The organism is Streptomyces sp. NBC_00400, assembly GCF_036048035.1.
Taxonomy (GTDB): Bacteria; Actinomycetota; Actinomycetes; order Streptomycetales; family Streptomycetaceae; genus Streptomyces.
In genome coordinates, this window is the sequence record NZ_CP107940.1 from 5,143,396 (window position 1) to 5,160,387 (window position 16,992).

General features: G+C 73.9%; 13 protein-coding genes. 9 read left to right on the forward strand and 4 right to left on the reverse strand.

Annotation, left to right across the window (positions count from 1 at the left end; genetic code table 11):
• Positions 1-11: 11 nt before the first annotated feature.
• The 3 genes from OHS81_RS22605 to OHS81_RS22615 are packed head-to-tail and all read right to left on the reverse strand — an operon-like array spanning position 12 to position 2,839.
• Entirely contained in the window at positions 12-1,343 is a 1,332-nt protein-coding gene (locus OHS81_RS22605; RefSeq protein WP_328386494.1) for a coenzyme F420-0:L-glutamate ligase, read from the reverse strand.
• The gene (gene cofD, locus OHS81_RS22610) at positions 1,340-2,296 is read right to left on the reverse strand and encodes a 2-phospho-L-lactate transferase (protein WP_328386495.1); all 957 of its coding nucleotides are present in this window, start codon (positions 2,294-2,296) and stop codon (positions 1,340-1,342) included. Before cofD ends, OHS81_RS22605 begins: the two co-directional genes overlap by 4 nt.
• 33 nt (positions 2,297-2,329) lie before the next feature.
• Positions 2,330-2,839 carry a cysteine dioxygenase gene (locus OHS81_RS22615; protein WP_328386496.1) on the reverse strand — a complete coding sequence of 170 codons (510 nt, stop codon included), beginning with the start codon at positions 2,837-2,839 and terminating at the stop codon, positions 2,330-2,332.
• 702 nt (positions 2,840-3,541) lie between these two features.
• Here OHS81_RS22615 and OHS81_RS22620 point away from each other — a divergent pair.
• From OHS81_RS22620 to OHS81_RS22630, 3 genes are all read left to right on the forward strand, one after another.
• The gene (locus OHS81_RS22620; protein ID WP_003983763.1) at positions 3,542-3,805 is read left to right on the forward strand and encodes a WhiB family transcriptional regulator; all 264 of its coding nucleotides are present in this window, start codon (positions 3,542-3,544) and stop codon (positions 3,803-3,805) included.
• A 327-nt stretch (positions 3,806-4,132) separates the two neighbouring features.
• Positions 4,133-7,990, forward strand: coding sequence for a glycosyltransferase family 2 protein (locus tag OHS81_RS22625; RefSeq protein WP_328386497.1), 3,858 nt, complete (start codon positions 4,133-4,135; stop codon positions 7,988-7,990).
• Complete coding sequence (locus tag OHS81_RS22630; RefSeq protein WP_328386498.1) at positions 7,987-9,582, forward strand: DUF5719 family protein; 1,596 nt, start codon at positions 7,987-7,989, stop codon at positions 9,580-9,582. The genes OHS81_RS22625 and OHS81_RS22630 overlap by 4 nt, the downstream gene beginning before the upstream one ends.
• Positions 9,583-9,649: 67 nt before the next feature.
• Here the strand turns inward: OHS81_RS22630 and OHS81_RS22635 are convergent, their stop codons facing one another.
• Positions 9,650-10,108, reverse strand: coding sequence for a metallopeptidase family protein (locus tag OHS81_RS22635; protein WP_328386499.1), 459 nt, complete (start codon positions 10,106-10,108; stop codon positions 9,650-9,652).
• Positions 10,109-10,367: 259 nt separating this feature from the next.
• Here OHS81_RS22635 and OHS81_RS22640 point away from each other — a divergent pair, with 259 nt between their 5' ends.
• The 6 genes from OHS81_RS22640 to OHS81_RS22665 all read left to right on the forward strand — a co-directional run bounded on the left by OHS81_RS22640 (position 10,368) and on the right by OHS81_RS22665 (position 16,342).
• Positions 10,368-10,814 (forward strand): DUF3499 domain-containing protein, encoded by a 447-nt coding sequence (locus OHS81_RS22640; RefSeq protein WP_328386500.1) that lies wholly within the window; start codon positions 10,368-10,370, stop codon positions 10,812-10,814.
• Between the two features lie 142 nt (positions 10,815-10,956).
• Positions 10,957-12,315, forward strand: coding sequence for a phosphomannomutase/phosphoglucomutase (locus OHS81_RS22645; protein ID WP_328386501.1), 1,359 nt, complete (start codon positions 10,957-10,959; stop codon positions 12,313-12,315).
• Positions 12,316-12,499: 184 nt separating this feature from the next.
• Positions 12,500-12,706, forward strand: a complete 207-nt coding sequence (locus OHS81_RS22650; RefSeq protein ID WP_129296057.1) for a Trm112 family protein — start codon at positions 12,500-12,502, stop codon at positions 12,704-12,706.
• A gap of 76 nt (positions 12,707-12,782) precedes the next feature.
• Positions 12,783-13,919 carry an SIS domain-containing protein gene (locus OHS81_RS22655; protein ID WP_328386502.1) on the forward strand — a complete coding sequence of 379 codons (1,137 nt, stop codon included), beginning with the start codon at positions 12,783-12,785 and terminating at the stop codon, positions 13,917-13,919.
• A 79-nt stretch (positions 13,920-13,998) separates the two neighbouring features.
• Positions 13,999-15,228: a mannose-6-phosphate isomerase, class I gene (gene manA / locus OHS81_RS22660; protein ID WP_328386503.1), complete on the forward strand. Its 1,230-nt coding sequence runs from the start codon at positions 13,999-14,001 to the stop codon at positions 15,226-15,228.
• A gap of 154 nt (positions 15,229-15,382) precedes the next feature.
• Positions 15,383-16,342, forward strand: a complete 960-nt coding sequence (locus OHS81_RS22665) for a cation diffusion facilitator family transporter (protein WP_328386504.1) — start codon at positions 15,383-15,385, stop codon at positions 16,340-16,342.
• Positions 16,343-16,992: the final 650 nt, after the last annotated feature.

Sequence of the window (16,992 nt, forward strand, 5' to 3'; positions counted from 1 at the left end):
GGGCGCGCAGGTCAGCGCACGACCACGAACTCGTCGGCGGTCCGCGCCGGACGGGGCGCCGGTGCCGCCGCCGGATGCCCGATGGCCACCGCCCCCATCGGCTCCCAGTTCCCGGGAAGTTCCAGCACCTCGCGGACCACGTCCCGGCAGAACATCGTCGACGAGATCCAGGCGGAGCCCAGGCGTTCGCCCGCCAGCGCGACCAGGAAGTTCTGGATGCCCGCGCCATGGGCCACCACGAACATCTCGCGCTCCGCGGCGCTCCGCCGCGCGTCGGGGTAGTCGTGCGCCCCGTCCGCCACCATGCACGGCACCGCCAGGTACGGCGCGCTGCGCAGCACCTCACCCCGCCGCACCCGCTTGGCGATGGACTCCTCCGTCTTGCCGTCCGCGCGCAGATCCGCGATCCAGGCGTCCCGCATCGCGTCCAGCAGCCGCACCCGTGCCTGCGGCGACTCCAGGAGGACGAACCGCCACGGCGTGGTGTGATGCGGCGCCGGGGCGGTGAGCGCCGCCGCCACCGCGCGCCGGACCGACCCCGGATCGACCGGCTCGTCGCGGAAGGCGCGGACCGTACGCCGCGCCGTCACCGCTTCGCGTACGGCCTCCGAGGTGCCCAGCCGGAACATGTCGTCCTCGGCGCCGCGCACCATGACGCCTGCCCCGGCGCCGTCGCCCGCCTCCTCGACGACATGGGGGAGTCCGCGCACCACCGCGACCGGCAGCCCGGCGGCCTTGCCCTTCACCAGGTCGCCCGCGGCGGCCAGTTCGTCGGCGGTGGCCACCACCGTCGCGCTGAGCGGATTGCCGTACGCGTCGGTGCCGCCCCGCAGATCGTCCAGCACCCGCACCCCGGCGGCCCCGATGGCGACATCGGTGAGGCCGGTGCGCCACGGCCGCCCGAAGGTGTCGCTGATGACGACGCCGACGTCGACGCCGAGCTCGGTGCGCAGGCCCGCCCGCAGGGCGCGTGCCGAGGCGTCCGGGTCCTGCGGCAGCAACAGCACCGTTCCCGCGGGGGTGTTGGAGGCGTCCACCCCGGCCGCTGCCATCACCAGGCCCTGCCGGTTCTGCACGATCCGCAGGGTGCCGCGCCGGGCCACCACCCGCACCGTCTCCCGGTCGATCGCCGCCTCGCGATCGGTGGCCTCGACCACCCGGCCCTCGGCCTTGCTGACGATCTTCGAGGTCACCAACAGCACGTCGCCGTCGGCGAGTTGCGGCAGGCCGTCGGCGGCAGCCGCCGCGGCGATCAGCTTGACGAGATCATCGCCGGGCTGCACCTCGGGCACTCCCGGCAGCGCCCACACCCGGTATCCGGGCACCCCCTCGGGGCCGTTCACGCCCGGACCTCCTCGGCCATGGCCAGCGCCTCGCGCACCATCGCCGCCGTGGCGTCCAGGTCGGTCATCATCAGCGGTACGGCCCGGCAGCGGATCCCGGCCGCCTCGACCCCGTCCACCGCGTCCGCGTCCACGGAGTCCACCAGCCAGCCGTCCAGCAGCCCGGAGCCGTAGTGGCGGGCGACGGCCGCGGCGGTCGACTCCACGCCCACCGCCGCCAGCACCTTGTCGGCCATCCCGCGCACGGGGGCGTCGCCGACGATCGGGGAGAGCCCGATCACCGGCACCCCGGCGTCCGCGATGGCCTCCCGGATGCCCGGCACCGCCAGGATCGTCCCGATGCTGACCACCGGGTTGGACGGCGGGAACAGCACCACATCCGCGTCGGCGATGGCCTCCAGCACGCCCGGTGCGGGCTTGGCCTGGTCCGCGCCGACCGGCACCACGGCGTGCGCCGGCACCGAGGCGCGCAGCCGCACCCAGTACTCCTGGAAGTGGATCGCCTTGCGCTCGCCGTCTTCGTCGATCGCGACATGGGTCTCGACCCGGTCGTCGGACATCGGCAGCAGCCGTACGCCGGGCTTCCAGCGCGCGCACAGCGCCTCGGTGACGGCGCTGAGCGGATATCCGGCGCCCAGCATCTGGGTCCGCACGATATGGGTGGCGAAGTCCCGGTCACCGAGCCCGAACCACTCCGGGCCGACGTCGTAGGCGGCCAACTCCTCCTTCACCCGGAAGGTTTCGTCGGTGCGGCCCCAGCCCTGCTCCTCGTTGATGCCGCCGCCGAGCGTGTACATCACGGTGTCGAGGTCGGGGCACACCTTGAGTCCGAACAGATGGATGTCGTCGCCGGTGTTGCCGATGACGGTGAGGTCCGCGTCCGGAGCCGCTGCCTTCAGTCCCCGCAGAAAGCGGGCGCCGCCGATACCGCCGGCCAGAACCACGATTCGCATGGCCCCAGCATGGCAGGGGCCGGCGAGTGGGTGTCAGGGGGCCAGTACCTCGGACGGGGCGGCCGCGCCACCGACGGCCGTGGTCTGGCCGGGGTGCATCGGCATATCGGTCAGGCCCGGGGAGTAGAGGTGCAGGCTGACCGCGGGGGTCAGGGCGTCGTTGACGACCTCGTGGACGTAGCCCGGGGCGAACACCCGCTGGGCGCCGGCGGTGAGCGTACGGGCCCCGGTCGCGGTGTGCTCGGTCAACTCGCCTTCCAGGACGGTCAGCACCCCGGAGGACGCCCCGTGGTCGTGCCGGCCGCTGCCCTGCCCCGGCACCCAGCTCAGCAGCCACACCTCGTAGCCAGGGGCCGTGCGCAGCCGGTGGTACCAGCGGGTGGTGGTGTCGTAGCGGACGAGCGGCGCCCAGGCGGCGCGGTCGGCGGCGATCGAGCGGGCCAGCCCCGCGAAGCCGGCGACGGTGGTGGGGTGCGCGGGAACGGGCGGCAGCAGGTGGGGGATGGCGAGCGGGTCGCCGGCGATCTGGACGTCGCTGTTCATGGGATTTCGGGTTCCTCGGCCAAGGTGCTGGGGTCCCAGCCGTAGCTGGGGGAGGGCTGCGGCACGGCGCGGGCTTTCCCTGTGGGGGGCGCGGCGCGGTGACGCGGAGCAGGGGCGCTGCGGGGTGGTGCGAGCGAAAAGCTGGAGCTCAGTGGCTTCGACAGCTGGAACAGCGACAGCGGGCCTGCGCAGCGCAGAGCGACCCGTAGGCACGGGTCAGTCGGAGCGCGGGGGTCGCTGGCATGCGGTCCAGGAGACCGGGTTCACGCGGCGATGTCAACTTGATGACTGGTTTGCCGTAAATCTTTCACCTCATCCGGTTACTCCGCCCGGAGAAAGGTTTGTGCAGTCGTTGGCACGGAGACATCGACCGGCAACCGCACCTTCAAACGCCGCTGCGGCCCCGTGATCCGTCTGTGATCTCCCCCGCTTCGGCGCGCGGGGTGCAACGTGAATGCCGCCTGAACGCGTCTTGGTGAGCGACTGAGGATGCGCCGGGTGGCACGCCCGGGGAAGTGTCCTGGTTTTTACTGATTTGAACACTTTCCGCATACGCTTGGTTCCGCCGAGTGAATAAGAGGCCCAATAGCAGATCTCGGCTTGACTGGCCCGGATCACCACACTTGTAATTTCACTCGTGTCGTTCAGCCGAAATCGATCACGGCTTGATCACGGGGACGTAAAGACAGACGAGGGGCGCACATGACCGAGCTGTTCCAGGAATTGCTGGTCGAGGAGGCGGACGAGGAGCTCGGCTGGCAGGAGCGCGCACTGTGCGCCCAGACCGACCCCGAGTCCTTCTTCCCGGAGAAGGGTGGCTCCACCCGCGAGGCCAAGAAGGTCTGTCTCGCCTGCGAAGTCCGGTCCGAATGCCTGGAGTACGCGCTCGCCAACGACGAGCGCTTCGGCATTTGGGGCGGCCTGTCCGAGCGCGAGCGGCGCCGGCTGAAGAAGGCCGCCGTCTGACGATGACAGCGCAGCCGGCCGGACCGAACGGGCGGGGCCGCACGGACCACGCCGCCGTGCCACCTCAACTCCCCATATCCCCCTATAGCGAACACTCCGCCTCCAGCGACTCGCGCGCCGGAGGCGGACTGCTGTGCGCTGCTTCGTACGGGCCCGGTCGGGGTACCGGCGCGAACCATTAGTGTGGGGCCCCGTCCGAGATGCGCCGCCGCCCTGCCGGGCGCGCGCGTCGCCTCGTAGTCCGTCGCAGTGTCTTCCGGGGGCGGGGCCTTAGCGCGACTTCGCCGCGGGCCTTCGAACTCCCGGGTCCGGAGGGCCCGTACCTCGATGTCCGTGCACAGCCAGCCGGCGGCCCAGGCCGCCTCATACGCAGCCGCCACCCCAGAGTTCCCGAGGCACGTCGTCACCGCCGTGATCGTCTCCCATGACGGTGCCCGCTGGCTGCCCGACGCGCTCACCGGCCTGCTCGGCCAGGAGCGCCCGGTGCAGAACGTCATCGGCGCCGACACCGGCAGCGCGGACCACTCCGCCCAGCTGCTCGCCGAGGCCATCGGGGACCAGCGGGTGCTGCACCTCGCCCGCCGCTCCGGATTCGGCACCGCCGTCGACGAAGCCGTCCGCACGGCCCCCGAACTCACCCCCGACGACCTGCCGTACCTGCGCCGCCCCAGCGGCTGGGACCCGGTCAGCCGCACCTGGCGCGACGAGGCCTACGACATGCCGGAGCTGCCGCACGGCGAACCGGTCCAGTGGCTGTGGCTGCTGCACGACGACTGCGCGCCCGAGCCGGACGCGCTCGCCGAGCTGCTGCGGGTCGCCGACGCCAGCCCCTCCACCGTGATCGTCGGTCCCAAGCTGCGCAGCTGGTACGACCGCCGGCAGCTGCTCGAAGTCGGGGTCAGTATCGCCCGCAGCGGTCGCCGTTGGACCGGCCTGGACCGCCGCGAACAGGACCAGGGCCAGCACGACCAGGTACGCCCCGTGCTGTCCGTCTCCACCGCCGGCATGCTCATCCGCCGTGACGTCTACGAGGAGTTGGGCGGCTTCGACCGCCGGCTGCCGCTGATGCGCGACGACGTCGACCTGTGCTGGCGCGCCCAGGCCGCGGGACACCAGGTCCTGGTCGCACCGGACGCGATCCTGCGGCACGCCGAGGCCGCCGCCCGCGAGCGCCGCCCCATCGACTGCGTCGGCCGGAGCGTCGCCAACCCGCACCGCGTCGACAAGGCCGGCGCCGTCTACACCCTGCTCACCAACACCCGCGGCGCGATCCTCCCGTACGTCCTGCTGCGGCTGCTGATCGGCACCTTCCTGCGGGTCATCGCCTACCTCGTCGGCAAGGTCCCGGGCCAGGCGCTCGACGAACTCGCCGGACTCTTCGGCACCCTGCTGCGGCCCGGCAAGATCCTCGCCGCACGGAAGAAGAGAGGCCGCCCCGCGGTCGACACCGGCGAACTGCGGCCGCTCTTCCCGCCCCCCGGCGCGACCGTGCGGGCCACCGTCGAACAGGTCGCCGGCAACCTCGCCGGACGGGCCGCACCGGATGTGGCCTCGGCCGGCCGGCACGGCGCGGTCGAGTCCGGGCCCGGCGGCGACGACGCCGACTTCCTGGAGGTCGAGCAGTTCGCCCGGCTCAAGCGGATCGCCCGCAAGCCCGCACCGGTGCTCTTCCTCGTCCTGCTGCTGGTCTCACTGACCGCCTGCCGCGGCCTGCTCGGCTCCGGTGCGCTGACCGGCGGAGCGATGCTGCCCGCGCCCGGCAGCGTGTCCGATCTGTGGTCGGCCTACCTCGACAGCTGGCATGCGGTCGGGGTAGGCGGCAGCGCCTCCGCGCCGCCCTACCTGGCCGTCGTCGCCCTGGTGTCGAGCGTCTTCCTCGGCAGCACCGGCTTCGCCGTCACCCTGCTGCTGGTCTGCTCCGTCCCGCTGGCCGGCCTCACCGCCTACTTCGCCTCCCGCCCGCTGGTCGCCTCCCGGCTGCTGCGGGCCTGGGCGAGCATCGCGTACGCCTTCCTGCCCGCGGCCGCCGGTGCGCTGGCCGGCGGCCGGCTGGGCACCGCGGTACTCGCCGTCCTGCTGCCGCTGATGGCGCGCGCCGCCGTCGCGGCGAGCGGACTGCGGCTGCCCGCGGGCACCCGGCCCAGCTGGCGCGCCACCTGGGCGTATGCGCTGCTGATCACCTTCACCATGGCCTTCACCCCGGTCGTCTGGCCGATTGCGGTGCTGCTCGGCACCGGGCTGCTGGTGCTGCGCGTCGCCGGTGGCCACCGCGACCAGCTGGGCGCCCACGGGCTGCGGTTCCTGGTCGTGCTCCTCGCGCCGCTCGTCGTGCTCGCCCCCTGGTCCCTGTCGCTGCTGACCCAGCCGTCCCGCTTCTTCCAGGAGGCCGGCCTCGGCTACGGCGCCGGCTCCGCCTCCGTGCTCGACCTCGTCGGGCTCAGCCCCGGAGGCCCCAAGGCCGTCGGCGGGGTGCTGCTCTTCGGCATCGTGGCGGCCGCGCTCGCCGCGACGCTGCGCGACGAGCGGCAGCGCGCGATCCGCATCGCCTGGGCGGTGGCCCTGGCCGGCCTGCTGTTCGCGGCGCTGGGCAACGGCTCCGGCTGGACCGGGCCCGCGATGCTCGTCTACGGGCTGGCGCTGCTGTGCGCCGCCGCGATCGGCGCCGAGGGCATCCGCACCCGGATGGCCAGCCTCGGCTTCGGCTGGAAGCAGCCGGTCGCCGTGCTGATCGCGCTGGCGTCGGTGCTCGCCCCGCTCTACGCCGCGGTCAGCTGGATGATCACCGGTGCCGCCGGTCCGCTGGAGCGGCGCAACCCGGAGCAGGTCCCGGCCTTCGTCGCCGAGGAGGCCGGCACCTCCGACCGGGCCCGCACCCTGGTCCTCGACGGCACCCCGGGCCATGTCGACTACACCCTCGTCCGCGGCTCCGGAGCCGCGCTCGGTGACGCCGACCTGGCCGCAGCGGCGGGCGAGGACAAGCGGCTCGGCGGCATCGTCTCCCATCTGGTGGCCGGCTCCGGCGCCGACCAGACCAACCAGCTCGGCGGCTACGCGGTCCGCTACGTCCTGGTCAGGGGCGGGGCACCGCGCGAGATGGGCCGGGTGCTGGACTCGACCCCGGGGCTGACCCGGCTCAGCCAGGACGACGGCAGCGCCCTGTGGCGCGTCGACCGCCGGGTCTCGCGGGTCTCGATCGTCGCGGGCGAGGCCAAGGACGGCACCAGCGCCGGCGAGGCCGCCGCGCCCGTCCCCGTACCGTCCGGCCCCGTCGAGGCGCACACCAAGGTGCCCGGCGGTGCCGACGGCCGGGTGCTGCGCCTCGCGGACGCCGCCGACGAGGGCTGGCAGGCCACGCTCAACGGCACCCCGCTCAAGCCGCGGACCGTCGACGGCTGGGCCCAGGGCTTCGCGCTCCCCGCGGGCGGCGGCACCCTCGACCTCACCCACGAGAACCCGGTCGGCCACACCCTCTGGCTGTGGGCGCAGGGCCTGCTCGCCGTCGTCCTGGTGGTCCTGGCGCTGCCGGGCCGCCGCCGGGAGATCGACGACGACCTGCCCGAGGACACGGTCGCCGCGCAGGCCGCCGCGGCGACCGGCGACGGCCGCCGGGCCCGGCGCCTGCGGGCCCAGGCCGAGGCCGCGGGCGCCCCCGAGGGGGCCGGCCCCGGCATCCCCGGGGCCCGGGCGGGGGAGCAGCCGCTCGACCCGGCCGCCGCCGACCCGATGGCCGCTGTTGATCCGATGGCTTCTGCCGACCCGATGGCCGCTGCCGACCCGATGGCCGCTGCCGACCCGATGGCCGCGGCGGCCCCCGCCCAGGACGCGGACGGCATGTACGGCGCCGTGCCGCAGCAGCCGGCGTACGACGCCTGGCAGGCGGCCCAGCAGGGCGAGCCCGGTGCGCCGGGCCACTCCGGCGAACAGCAGCCCTACGTCCCCGGCGACCCCTACCAGGCCGGGCCGTACGGCCAGCCGCCCTACCCGCCGGGCGACCCCTACCAGGCCGCGGGGCCGTACGCCGCGGACCCCTACCAGGCGGGCGCCTACGACCCGTACGGGTACGGGCAGCAGCAGTACGGCGACGGCGGGCCGCAGCACCAGCAGCCCTACGACGACGGCACCGAGTACCCGGGGTACTCCGGCTCCTACCCCGAGCCGCGCCGTGACGGGAGCGACCAGCAGTGAAGCGCACCATGATGTCCCTGATCGGCGTGACCGTGGCGCTGGCCGCGGTCACCGGCGTCGCCGCCGTGGCCGGACCGGGCGGCGGCGCCCCCGACGCACCCCGCGGCGGCAGCCGGCTGCCCGTCCAGCGCTCCGCGCTGCTGTGCCCGGCCCCGACCTCCTCCGAGGTCGGCGAGACCGCCTACACCGCCTTCGCGCCCCAGGGAGCCGCCGCCGGTGCGGACGGCAAGAAGGGCACCGCCCAGCTGCTGCCCGCCGGGACCGTCAAGGACGCCGGCGGCGCGGGCGACGGCAAGGACAAGGGCAAGGGCGGGAAGAACGCCAAGGGGGACAAGGGCGGCGCCGCGGACTCCGCCGCCGGGCAGGCCGTCCCGCCCCGTGACACCAAGCCCGTCGTGCCCCTCCGGCAGGCCGGCCAGCCGGTCACCACGACCACCGACCGCCCCGACGCCCCCGCCCTCGTGGGCACGGCGGACGGCACTCTCGCCCCCGGCTGGACCGTCCAGCAGACCACCTCGGTCGCCGCGGGCTCCGGCCGCGGCCTCCTGGGCCTGGGCTGCACCACCCCCGACACCACGTTCTGGTTCCCCGGCGTCAGCACCGCCACCGACCGCCAGGACTACGTCCACCTCACCAACCCCGACTCGACGCCGGCCGTCGTCGACCTCGAACTGCGCGGCAAGGACGGGGCGTTGGCGGGCTCCGCCGGCGAGGACATCTCCGTCCCGCCGCACACCACGGTCCCCGTCCTGCTCTCCACCCTCACCGACACCCCCACCACCAACGCGACCCTGCATGTCGTCGCCCGCGAGGGCCGGGTCGGCGCCGCCGTTCAGGCGAGCGACAGCAAGCTCGGCAGCGACTGGCTGCCGCCCGCCGCCGACCCGTCGCCGAGCGTGGTGTTGCCCGGTGTCCCCAAGGACGCCACCTCCGTCCGGCTGGTCGCCCTCGCCCCCGGTGAATCCGATGCCGACCTGAAGGTGCAACTGGCCACCCCGACCGGGATGATCACCCCCGCCGGAGTGGAGACCCTGCACCTCAAGAGCGGGATGACCACGGCGGTGGACCTCAAGGACCTGACCAAGGGCGAGGCCGGCTCGCTGGTGCTCACGCCCTCCGACAGCGGCTCCAAGGTCCCGGTCGCGGCCGCGCTGCGGGTGACCCGCGGCAAGGGCGCCAAGCAGGAGATGGCGTTCATCCCCGCGACCCGGCCCATCGAGAAGCGCGCCACCGCCGTCGACAACCGCGGCAAGGACGCCACCCTCTCGCTGGTCGCCCCCGAGAAGGGCAAGGACGCCAAGGTGAAGGTCACCGCGTCGGCCGGCAGCGGCGGCGGGACCCCGGTCACCAAGACGTACACGGTCAAGGGCGGCACCAGCCTCGATGCCGTCCCGCCCCGCCCGACGGGCCTGAAGGGGAGCTATGCCCTGACGGTGGAGCCGGAGCCCGGCAGCGGCCCCGTCTACGCGTCCCGCATGCTCGCCCGGCCCCAGGGCGGGGTGCCCGCCTTCACCGTCCAGCCGATGCCCGACGACCGGGGCTCGGTCCTCGTCCCGACCGCGGGCCAGGACCTGTCGGTCCTCGCCGACTGACGGTCCTCACGGGCTGACGGTCCTCACGAACTGACCGCACCCGCTCCGGCGGACCCGCGCGACGGCCTCAGTCCTGGCCGTAGCGCGGGTCCACCGACTCCGGGGCCAGCCCCAGCAGTTCGGCGACCTGCTCGACCACGACCTCGTGCACCAGCAGCGCCCGCTCGTCACGGCTCTTCGTCCGGATCTCCACCGGCCTGCGGTAGATCACGATCCGGTCGCGATATCCGCCCGCGGCCGGCGCCACCCGCCCCAGCGGCACGGTCTCCTCGTCGGCGGCCGCATCCGGCCCGTCGTCCGGCCCGAACCCGGGCACCTCCAGGACGAGGAAGTCGACCTGGGAGAGCTGCGGCCAGCGCCGCTCCAGCCGGTCCCGGGAGTCATAGACAAGATCCACGAACGCGTCGGCGCGGGTCACCGACAGCGGCACCTGGGGCGGCGCGATCGGGCCGCGCATGCCGCGGCCGTGGCGGTCGCGGCGGCGGATCCGCGGCTGTGCCGGTCGGGGAGGTACAGGACTGTCCATCAGCATCGAGCGTAGCCGTCCGGCACCGCCTCACACCGGGGAGCGCGGCAAGACGGGGCATGTCGTCGGCTGACCGGAGCTGTCCGCATCGCGTTCGTTTGCTTCCCCGCATGAGATCGCGGACCGACCCCGGAATGGCGGGAAATGTATCGAGTCGTCACGGGATTCCTCGCCGCGCGGCGTCCTCGCGGGCGCGCCCGGCCCAGGTCAGGTCGAGCGGGTGCAGGTCAGACGCATCGGACGAAGCGGGACGACACGGTTGGGTGAGCCGGGGGAGAGTCGTCGCGGCCCGCTCAAGAGTGCGGTACCGTCCAACGTCGTGAGCCCTGTACGTCGCTGTTCGCGCACTGCGTGCGGCCGCCCCGCCGTCGCAACGCTGACGTACGTCTATGCGGATTCGACCGCCGTGCTCGGACCGCTCGCCACCTACGCCGAACCGCACTGCTACGACCTGTGCGCCGAGCACTCCGAGCGCCTGACCGCGCCCCGCGGCTGGGAAGTTGTCCGCCTCGCCCTCGACTCCGGCCCGCCCCGCCCCAGCGGCGACGACCTCGAAGCCCTTGCGAACGCCGTACGCGAGGCGGCCCGCCCCCAGGAGCGCGCGGCCGGCGCCGGCGGCTCCCCGGACCCGGGTGCCCGCGACACCCATCCCATGGAAGTCGCCCGCCGGGGCCATCTCCGGGTGCTGCGCTCGCCGGATTCCTGACCCGGCGGCCTTGTTGCGCCTTCCCGCCGGGCCCGCAACGGCAGGACGTACAGCAGGATGTACAGCAGGACGTACCGGCCCGCGTGCCGTGCCGCCGCCCGGTAGGTTGGGAGTCCGTGATGACTCTCCAGGAGGGCTGGCTGTGACTGATCTGTCGCAGATCGTGAAGGCGTATGACGTACGCGGCGTCGTCCCCACCCAGTGGGACGAGACGCTGGCCGAGCTGTTCGGAGCCGCCTTCGCCGAGATCACCGGCGCGGACGCGATCGTGACCGGACACGACATGCGGCCCTCCTCGCCCGGTCTGTCCGGGGCCTTCGCCCGCGGCGCTGCGGCCCGCGGCGCGGACGTCACGGAGATCGGTCTCTGCTCGACCGACGAGCTGTACTTCGCCAGCGGCGCCCTGGGCCTGCCCGGCGCCATGTTCACCGCCTCGCACAACCCCGCCCAGTACAACGGCATCAAGATGTGCCGGGCGGGTGCGGCGCCGGTCGGCCAGGACACCGGCCTCGCCGAGATCCGCGCGCTGGTCGAGCGCTGGTCCGACGAGGGCGCCCCGGAGCCGGCCGCCGCGCCGGGCACCGTCACCCGGCGCGATGTCCTCGGCGACTACGCCGCCCACCTGCGCGGCCTGGTGGACCTCAGCGGCATCCGCCCGCTGAAGGTCGTGGTCGACGCGGGCAACGGCATGGGCGGGCACACCGTCCCCACCGTCTTCGAGGGCCTGCCGCTCGAACTGGACGCGATGTACTTCGAGTTGGACGGCTCGTTCCCCAACCACGAGGCCAATCCGCTGGATCCGAAGAACATCGTCGACCTCCAGGCGCGGGTGCGCGAGAGGGGCGCCGACCTCGGCCTCGCCTTCGACGGCGACGCCGACCGCTGCTTCGTCGTCGACGAGAACGGCGACCCGGTCTCCCCGTCCGCGATCACCGCCCTGGTCGCCGCCCGCGAGCTGGCCAAGCACCCCGGCGGCACGGTCATTCACAACCTGATCACCTCCTGGTCGGTGCCGGAGGTCGTCAAGGAGAACGGCGGCGCACCGGTCCGCACCCGCGTCGGACACTCCTTCATCAAGGAGGAGATGGCCAAGACCGGCGCGATCTTCGGCGGTGAGCACTCCGCGCACTACTACTTCCGCGACTTCTGGAACGCCGACACCGGCATGCTCGCCGCGATGCACGTCCTGGCGGCCCTCGGCGGCCAGCAGGGCCCGCTGTCACAGCTGGTCGCGCAGTACGACCGGTACGCGGCCTCCGGCGAGATCAACAGCACCGTCGACGACCAGACCGGCCGGCTCGCCGCGATCAAGGCGGCCTACGAGGGCCGGGCGGGCGTCACCCTCGACGAGCTGGACGGACTGACCATCACCGCCGACGACTGGTGGTTCAACGTGCGCGCCTCGAACACCGAGCCGCTGCTCCGGCTGAACGTCGAGGCGCGCGACGGGGCGACCGCCGACCGGGTCCGCGACGAGGCCCTGGGGATCATCCGCGCCTGAGACCCCGCGCCGCCGGGGCCGGGGCCGCCCGTGCCCCGGTGCCGGCCCCGGGCGGTGGCGGGCGCTGGCGGGCGGCGAGCGGCACCCTCGCCGCCCGCCACCCCAAAACCCCTCCGAGCACGCCCCCGCCCCCCGCCCGGCGGTAGGCTGGCCACGCCGCAACCGCCCCGAAGGAGCACCCTCCATGCCGGTCGACGCCAGCTTGATCCAGATCCTCGCCTGCCCGGCGTGCCACGCCCCGCTCGACGACCGGACGGCCGACGACCCCGCCGAGCTGCAGTGCACCTCCGGCGACTGCGGCCTCGCCTACCCCGTCCGGGACGGCATCCCCGTACTCCTCGTCGACGAGGCCCGCTCCCAGGGCGCGGGCGGCACCCCCAGCCCCGCCTGACCGGGCGCCGCCGGGCCCGCCCCGGCCCCGCCCCGTGTTCCCCCGCCCGTACCGGCGATCGGAGGCCGCGCCCACCATGCTCGACGAGTCACTCCTCGACACCCCTGACGCACTGGCGGGCGCCGACCGTTTCGGTCTGCTGCGCGGCGTCGCCGAATCCGGCGCCCGGGTCCGCACCGCCGCCCGCAGCGCCGCCGAAGCCGGCATCCTCGACCTCACCCCCGACGGGCGGCCGCGCGCCGTCCTCGTCGCCGGGCCGGGACCCGCCGCGGCCGGCGTCGCGGACCTCCTGCGGGCACTCGGCGGCGGCAGCTGCCCGGTCACCCTGATCCCGCCCACCGGAGTCGCCCCGCTGCCCGGCGCCCTGCGCTGGACGCTGCCCGGCTGGGCCGGGCCCCTGGACCTGCTGCTGCTCCCCGGCCCGGACGCCGCCGACCCCGGCCTCGCCGAGCTGGTCGAGCAGGCCTACCGCCGCGGCTGCGCCGTCGTCGCCGTCACCCCGGCCGGCGGTCCGCTCTCCGACGCCGTCGTCCAGGCCCGCGGCCTGGCCGTCCCGCTGGCGACCACCCCCTACGACGCCGAATTCGACGTCGAGGGCGCCCCGCCGGCCGCCCCCGGCACCCTCTGGTCGGTGCTCATCCCGCTGCTCGCACTCGCCGACCGGATCGGCCTGCTCAGCGCCCCGCCGGAGGACCTGGGCAAGCTCGCCGACCGCCTCGACCAGCTCGCCGAACGCTGCGGCCCGGCCATCCCGACGTACACCAACCCCGGCAAGACCCTCGCCGCCGACCTCGCCGACTCCTTCCCGCTGATCTGGACCGAAGGCACCATCGCCGGCGCCGTCGGCCGGCACTTCGCCACCGAGCTGGCCGGACTCGCCGGCCGCCCCGCGCTCGCCGCCGAGCTGCCCGAAGCGCTCGCCACCCACCGCACCCTGCTCGCCGGTGCGCTGGCCGCCGGCGCCGACCCCGACGACTTCTTCCGGGACCGGGTCGAGCAGCCCGCCGCGATGCACGCCAGAGTCGTGCTGCTGCGCGAACAGGAGCCCGGCCCGCTGTCCGCCACCCGCGCCGCCCAGGCGCTCGCCGAGGAGCGCGACACCGCCGTCAGCGAACTGGAACCGGACGCCGGCAGCGATCTGGAGAAGGCCGCGGAACTACTCGCCATCGTGGATTTCGGCGCCGTTTACCTGGCGCTCGCCGGCACCGAGTGATCTGTGACGGCCGGCCCGCACCCGCAGGCCGGCCGCCTGACTGCGCAGCCACGTACGTCCCTCAGGAAGCAGTAGTCCCATGGATCGCCTCGCCAATACCGTGCGCCCCTACGCCTGGGGTTCCACCACCGCCCTCCCGGAGCTCCTCGGCACCGCACCGACCGGCGAACCCCAGGCCGAGATGTGGATGGGCGCCCACCCCGGCGCCCCCTCCCGCATCGACCGCGGCGCGGGCCCCGTCTCCCTGGCCGAGGTGATCGACGCCGCCCCGGAAACCGAACTGGGCGCCGACACCGTCCGCGCCTTCGGCCCCCGGCTGCCCTTCCTGCTCAAACTGCTCGCGGCCGGCTCCCCGCTCTCCCTCCAGGTCCACCCCGATCTGGCACAGGCCGGGGAGGGCTTCGCCGACGAGGAGCGGCGCGGCGTCCCGGTCGACGCCGCCCACCGCAACTACAAGGACGCCAACCACAAACCCGAACTGATCGTCGCGCTCACCCCCTTCGACGGGCTGTGCGGCTTCCGGCACCCGGCGCAGGCCGCCGACCTCCTCGCGGGCCTGGACCTCGACGACCTCAAGCCGTACGTCGACATCCTGCGCGCCGACCCGGAGGAGGACGCGCTGCGCGAGGTGTTCACCGCCGTCCTGAGCGCCGAGCACCACGCGATCGCCGGCACCGTCGAGCGGGCGGCCCTCGCCGCCGACCGGCTGGCGGACAAGGGCGGCCCGTACGCCGGCGACTACGCCGCCTACGCCGGCATCGCCCACCACTACCCGGGCGACCCCGGCGTGCTGGCCGCCATGCTGCTCAACCACGTCCAACTCCAGCCCGGCGAGGCGCTGTTCCTCGGCGCCGGCATCCCGCACGCCTACCTCAGCGGCCTCGGCGTCGAGCTGATGGCCAACTCGGACAACGTGCTGCGCTGTGGTCTGACCCCCAAGCACGTCGACGTACCGGAACTGCTGCGGGTGGTCCGCTTCGAGGCCGGCGACGCGGGAGTGCTGCGCCCCGAAGCGGTGGACGGGGAGGAGATCTACGACACCCCCATCGACGAGTTCCGCCTCTCCCGCTTCGCCCTGGCCCCCGGCGCCGCCCCGCGCCCGCTCGTCTCCCGTACGCCGCAGATCCTGCTGTGCACGGCGGGGGTGGTCCGGGTGCGGGGTGGTGGTGACGGGGTCGGCGCCGGCGGTTCTGCCGAGGCGGGGGGCGAATGGACCTTGTCGCCCGGTGAATCCGCATTTGTCCCGGCCGGTGAGCACCTCACCATCGCCGGAGAGGGCACGCTCTTCCGCGCGACGGTGGTGGCCTAGACGCCTTCAGGGCGGCCGCTGGGCGAATGCCGGGCGCCGCAAACCGTCCGCCAGGTGGCCTCCTGGCGGACGCCCGCCGCGGGGCTGCAACAATGACCGCCGCAGCATTAAAGCGGCGGTAAAGGCCGGACGACGGAAGGGACATGCGGCACTTATGAGCGCATCAGGCGGGACAAAGGCGATCGTTGCGGCGCTGGGCGCCAACCTGGCGATCGCCGCAGCGAAGTTCGTGGCCTTCGCCTTCAGCGGCTCGTCCTCGATGCTGGCCGAAGGCGTGCACTCCGTCGCGGACTCCGGCAACCAGGGCCTGCTGCTGCTCGGCGGCAAGAAGGCCAAGCGCGCGGCCACCGCCGAGCACCCCTTCGGCTACGGCCGCGAGCGTTACATCTACGGCTTCCTCGTCTCCATCGTCCTGTTCACCATCGGCGGCGTCTTCGCGCTCTACGAGGGCTACGAGAAGATCCACGAGCCGCACGCGCTGGACAACTGGTACTGGCCGGTCGGCGTCCTGGTCTTCGCGGTCATCGCCGAGGGCTTCTCCTTCCGTACGGCGATCAAGGAATCCAACGAGCTGCGCGGCAAGCAGACCTGGGCCCAGTTCGTCCGCCGCGCCAAGGCCCCCGAGCTGCCGGTCGTGCTGCTGGAGGACTTCGGCGCACTGGTCGGTCTGGTCCTCGCGCTGGGCGGCGTCGGCCTCACCCTCGCCACCGGCGACGGCATCTGGGACGGCATCGGCACCATGTGCATCGGTGCGCTGCTGGTGGTGATCGCCCTGGTCCTGGCCGCCGAGACCAAGTCGCTGCTGCTGGGCGAGGCGGCCGGTCCCGAGCAGCTCGCCAAGATCCGCGAGGCGGTCGTCGACGGTGCGGTCGTCACCCGCGTCATCCACATGCGCACGCTCCACCTCGGCCCCGAGGAGCTGCTGGTCGCAGCCAAGATCGCGGTCCAGCACGACGACACCGCCACCCAGATCGCCCAGGCCATCAACGCCGCCGAGGCCCGCATCCGCGAGGCCGTACCGATCGCCCGGGTCATCTACCTGGAGCCGGACATCTACAACGAGGCCACCGCCGCCGCGGGCGCCGACCCGGCCAGGACACCGGGCGGAGCCTGAGCCCGACGGCAGCCACCGGCGGCGGGGCCTGAGCCCCGGGTAGGCACCGGCGCCGAGCCCGGCCCCTGTGAACGAGCGGCCCCCGCACTCCTGGCGAGTGCGGGGGCCTTCTCCGTACGACCCCCGGCCTATCGATCACGGTGATCGCTCACCCTCATCGCTTACGCCCGCCGACCATGGCCCGGAACGTGGCCTGCCGACCACGTCCGGCGACCGCGCCCCGGCGATCGCGGCCCGTCGACCACGGGCCTATTGATCACGCCCATCGGTCGCGCTCATTGCTTACGCATGTTGCCAACGCCCGTCGACCATGCCGTCGACCACGGACCGGCAATCGCGGGCTGTCGGCCGCAGGCCTGTCGACCACGGCCTGACGACCACGGCCCGTCGGTCGCGTCTATCGACCACGGGCCTATCGATCACGCCCGTCGTCCGTGGTCTGACGACTGCGGTCTAATGACCACGGCCTGACGACCAGGGCCCAAAACCAGGGCCTGACGTCCAGGGCCGTTGATCGCTGCCCTACGGCCACGACCCGTCGGCCATCGGGTGAGCCACGGAACCGAGCCACAGAATTGAGCCACGGAATACCGCCCCCGGACCGCCGCGTTCCAGGCCCCGAGGGGGCCCTCGCACCCCCTACGGGATCT